The organism is uncultured Enorma sp., assembly GCA_905210055.1.
Lineage (GTDB): Bacteria > Actinomycetota > Coriobacteriia > Coriobacteriales > Coriobacteriaceae > Enorma.
The window spans coordinates 1-4,458 of the sequence record CAJLVH010000149.1; the positions used below are offsets into that span (position 1 = coordinate 1).

The 4,458-nt window shown below is 61.5% G+C and carries 5 protein-coding genes; all 5 read left to right on the top strand.

All coding sequences use genetic code 11. From position 1 onward, the window contains the following. Positions 1–320: hypothetical protein (locus QZ079_RS08220; protein WP_297037382.1), on the top strand; the 320-nt coding region annotated here is incomplete at its 5' end. Between the two features lie 18 nt (positions 321–338). Continuing rightward, on the top strand, positions 339–632 hold the full coding sequence (locus tag QZ079_RS08225) for a hypothetical protein (protein WP_297037384.1): 294 nt from the start codon (positions 339–341) through the stop codon (positions 630–632). Between the two features lie 47 nt (positions 633–679). Continuing rightward, a complete protein-coding gene (locus QZ079_RS08230) occupies positions 680–2,863 on the top strand; it encodes a zinc ribbon domain-containing protein (RefSeq protein ID WP_297037386.1) in 2,184 nt (727 codons plus the stop codon). A 374-nt stretch (positions 2,864–3,237) separates the two neighbouring features. Then, a complete protein-coding gene (locus tag QZ079_RS08235) occupies positions 3,238–4,236 on the top strand; it encodes a hypothetical protein (RefSeq protein WP_297037387.1) in 999 nt (332 codons plus the stop codon). A gap of 64 nt (positions 4,237–4,300) precedes the next feature. Beyond that, positions 4,301–4,458: zinc-ribbon domain-containing protein (locus QZ079_RS09485; RefSeq protein ID WP_366926442.1), on the top strand; the 158-nt coding region annotated here is incomplete at its 3' end.

Genomic DNA, 4,458 nt, shown 5'->3' on the forward strand with positions numbered 1-4,458 from the left:
CAGCCTGTTTGCTCGTCATCGTTCTGAGCGGATGCTTTAGCCCCCACCCCGATATCACGGGGTCGTGGAGCGCGCCCGGAAAGGACGACGAATCCATCACGTATACCTATACCTTTAACTCCGATGGCACCTCGTCTGTCGAGACGTCGAGCACCGACAGCGGGTCGACCATCTATTACGAGGAGGCCACCTGGGCAACCGACTTCGGCACGATCGTCATGGACTTTTCCGAAGGCGAGGACCTCGTGTTCACGCTCTCCCTTGGCGGAGACAGCATCAGCGACCCTTATGGCAACACGTACCATCGCATCACCGAATAACAGAGGCAAGGACTACCTATGGATAACGCACGTAAAATCATCTCTATGATCGACGGGGCCCTGAGCCGCGCAGGCAGCGCGCTCACCGTTGTCATCGATGCCATCTTTGCCGCCTTCGACTTCGTGCGGCGCACGCTCGTAGGCAAAATCATCGCCGGCCTGGTCGCGCTCCTCCTGTTCGCAAACGTTGCACCCGATCTTGCTCAGCAGGTTGCCCAGGGCATAGGCGTCGGGCTCGCCATCATCATCGCCTTGCCGATCATCATCTTCCTCGCCTTCATCTGGTGGCTCGTTGACCGGTTCTGGAATTAGCGGGGGTCCACGCGCTCGCCCCGCACGCAGCTGAAAGGAAGCACCTCATGATCATGGTTTCGCTCCTCCGACCACTCCCCTACGTCAACCTCCACCGCAACGACGAGGCGTGGCGGCAGCTGTGCGCCAGTCAGTTGGTGGAGCATCTCGCTATCCAGAACGCCGAGCGCATCGAGGCGCTATGCACGGACGCTGCGTTCGAGCTCGTTCCTTGCGATCCGGCAGGGCGCTGCTTCATCGGTGTTCCGGAAGACATCGCCGCCGCCCCAGGATTCGACGACGCGGTCGAGCTCATCACCGGAGCTACGGAGGCGCACGTCGCCGACCTGGAATTTGGCATCGGCAACGATACGGTCGAGCAGATCGACGGGTTCCGTGGCTTTGACGACCTTGCCGAGCGCCTGGGCGACCCCGATGCGCTCGCTCAGGTAAAGAACGGCGCCGCAAAGCTCGTGGAGGGCATCCTGGCCGATGCGCGCGCCATCTGGAACGAGGAGCGCGCCCGGCACGAACTGTGGTATGGCAACGTCTACCAGGCGGTTGCCGGGCCGTTCGTGGACCCGGAAAGCGTCTCGTGGCTCGAAGACGAGGATGTTCCCCCTATCGCCGAGATGCCTCGAAGCCTAAAGGGCTACTACCCGGCATCATTCTTCCCCTCCGGCAAGTACCCCTTCGCGGCTCACGACGTGCCGTTTGATGTCGAAGCTGGCCTCGATGCCGAAGCGGACCTGCCGCGAGGATATCGCGTTGAGAGCTGGGTTCGCCCACAGTCGACCGACCTGTGCCAAGGCTCCGATGCGCACGTGGAGAGCATATACCAGCGCTGGCAGCAGCGTGGCTTCGACGGACAGCCGCGCATCGTCTACAGAGGGCCGTTCGCAATCGACGGACGGTACTTCTACCTTTCCGGCGCCGTGTTCCGCTCAACCTGGCAGACGGTCGTTGTAGGCAGCCTCGGCTCCGTAGCAGACGGACATTTGCACATCTTTACGCTTTCGAAGTCTTTTGAGAGCGAGAGCGCTCCGGACGAGGAGTACGCAGGGCGCGTCGCAGATGCCATCGAGGGCGCGCTGCGGTCGATGGCGGCCAATCTTTGCAGCGAGCGCTACCCCACCGGAAGCTTGCTGCTCTGCTCGCCCGCCTTCGAATCCACCGGCCTCAACCACCTTACTACCATCCTTGCCAGTGGGTTTGTAAACATGCCAACGCTTAGCGTGACGCTCGGCGCAGCGCTCGAGGAGGCGGCCTCGAAGCACTACCAGACCCCCATTAAAGCCGACATCATCAAGACCGACCAACAAAGCGGAGGTTTCGAGGGCCGTATCGTGCGCATGAGCCTACCTGGTCCCAATGCCTGCGATATCTATCTCGACCTCATGTGCAGGGACGATCGCTTCTTCGTGGAGCTTCTCACAACCTGCGATTTTAACGATGAGGAGACCTCTGATGTGGTGTTCGACGCGCAGGGCGCGGTGCTCGATGTCTGTGATGGCATGGGCGCATGGCAGACGCATGCCGCGTTGAACGAGCCCCGGCTCTACAGCACGGTACTCGAGGTGTTCCTGCCGCACTTCCGCCCGGACTCCGCAAGGCTGATTCTAACGCTTTCGAACGAGGATGTTCCGCGCCTGATGGGGGAGGATGGTTGGCACCCACGCGTTGAATCCCGCGATGAAGTGGACGACAGCGGCATGCGCGTGCTTGAGACCAGCCTGCACGACGACGAGCATTGCCTCACCTGCTTTATGCGCACCCTCACCTGCGGCGATACTGCCACAATGACGCTCGGCGTCCTCTATAACGAGGGCTATGCACCGTGCGCGGAGGCAGATGGCTTTATCGATAACTTCACAACAACCGGCATCGCCCTTGCCCGGACCCTGTTCGCCGTGGTGCCCAAGGGTGCTCAGGATGCAACCGAGCGATGGAGCCCGGAACGTTCTATCGCGCTCTGCGAGCGCTGCCGCGATGCCCTAGATGGTGCAGTCGAGCCGCCGTTCCTGGCAGATTTCGAGCGAGCAGACAGCGTCGCCGAAACGCCAGCAACTGAAGAGGCGCCGGCTGCCAGCGAGGCGCCGCTCCCAACGGAGACCCCCGCACCAGACGCAGCCGCCGACTTGGCAGCACCGGCCAACCAGCCGCCCGCTCCGAAGTTCTGCTATAGCTGCGGCTCCCCACTTGCACCGGGCGTGCGCTTCTGTTTCCACTGCGGCACGCAGGTCGCACAGTAACGGTGAGCGGCCGTTGTCCTCCCCACAACGGCCGCTCCACTCCCAGCACCAACCGGATCCCCACCTTGCCCTCCCCAAGACAAGACGCGCAGCCCACTGCCATGGGGAGGGCACGGTATTGGCGGCCCGATCCGCAGCCATCCAACCCTTCTGGTGTTCGAGAACACCAACGACGAGAGACAGTTGGGTTCTCCGAACGCTTCCATCCGCCATCTCGGCTTCTCCGCTCAAAATTTTAGAACCCTTTCAAAACCTCTTTTTCGAGCTCTCAATTTTCTTATACTTACATCAACAACACGGGAATTCCCACCCCGGCTTTCGGTGCCCGGGGCCATCTCTCGCAGCATCATCCGCGCTACAAGAAAGGAACGTCCATGAGCGCCTCAACCTTTGCTCCCCTCTCCGCTGGTCGTCGTCTCGCGTGCGCCATCCTCGGCATCGTCGCCTCGTGCTTCCTTGCCCTCTCCCTTACTGCCTGCTCATCGGCGCCGGACCTCCAAGCGTTCCAAAATGCCTTTGCGGAGCAGGAGGCGAACCTTCTTGAAGGCGTAGCGCTCGACGACTACGTGGAGCCGAGCGACTACAGCTTCTCGTTCGACCTGAGCGAGCCCACCACGGAAGACGGCGTCACCAGCACAAGCGGCACCGTGACCGTTGCAAACGACAGCTTCCAGACGGTTTACGACGTCACGGGAACCTACCAGGACGATACCTACCAGTTCTCGGTCAACGAAGGCCAGACCACGCCCATCGCCGGCGTCGACTTCGACAACGAGCACGATTTCGGCGACGCCGAAAGCGAGCTCGTGAGCGACAACACCTGCGAGGTCACCACCACCCAGACCATCGACACGTGGTTCGCGACCATCAGCTTCGATAAGACCTACCGCTACGAGTTCGTGAACGATGCCGTGGGCAGCTACTGGTCGTTCGCGGGCGAGAGCGTCAACTCCTCGAACATCGCATACAAAGAGGGCGCACTCGACGGCTCATACTCCTACACCTCGGATTCAATGAGCGAAGGTTCGTTCACAACGTTCGAGATCTCCAATTTCAACGCCACCGACGGCACCTTCACGGTGAACTATGCAAACAGCTACGCCTCGGGAACGGCACAGTGCACGCTCGAGACCATCGAGCTCGATGAGGACTCCCTGGAGCAGGCGCAGAATGACGGCACCGCGGTGGCCGATGCCTATCAGTTCCATTTCGTGGGCGATAGCCCCGAAGACCGCGACGTGACCATCGAGGGCTGCCTCTTGCAGGATGACAACAGCATCGCGTCCGACAGCTGGCTTCCCACCTCGGATTTCGACGTCATGGGCTACGCTCAGGTGGTGTACGGCACGGTATCCGGCACGCTCGTGAAGTAGATTGGCTGACTGCTGACGGGCGGACTCGCCGCTGAGTTCGCCTGCATATTTGAAAGGAGCTGCGATGTTCTGTCCTCAATGCGGCAGCAAGCAACCAGATGATGCCCAGTTCTGCGCGCAATGCGGCGCACCGCTCGGTATGGCAGGCGACGCGAACGCGCCCCGGGTCACACCGGAGCCGGCGACGAGCGCCGAGCCAGAAACGTCTCCCAGCCCAGCGCC

What these genes read in the sequence shown, in the direction of transcription:
- QZ079_RS08225 (WP_297037384.1), top strand. Translation starts at nt 339, where the DNA reads ATGGATAACGCACGTAAAATCATCTCTATGATCGACGGGGCCCTGAGC.
- QZ079_RS08230 (WP_297037386.1), top strand. Translation starts at nt 680, where the DNA reads ATGATCATGGTTTCGCTCCTCCGACCACTCCCCTACGTCAACCTCCAC.
- QZ079_RS08235 (WP_297037387.1), top strand. Translation starts at nt 3,238, where the DNA reads ATGAGCGCCTCAACCTTTGCTCCCCTCTCCGCTGGTCGTCGTCTCGCG.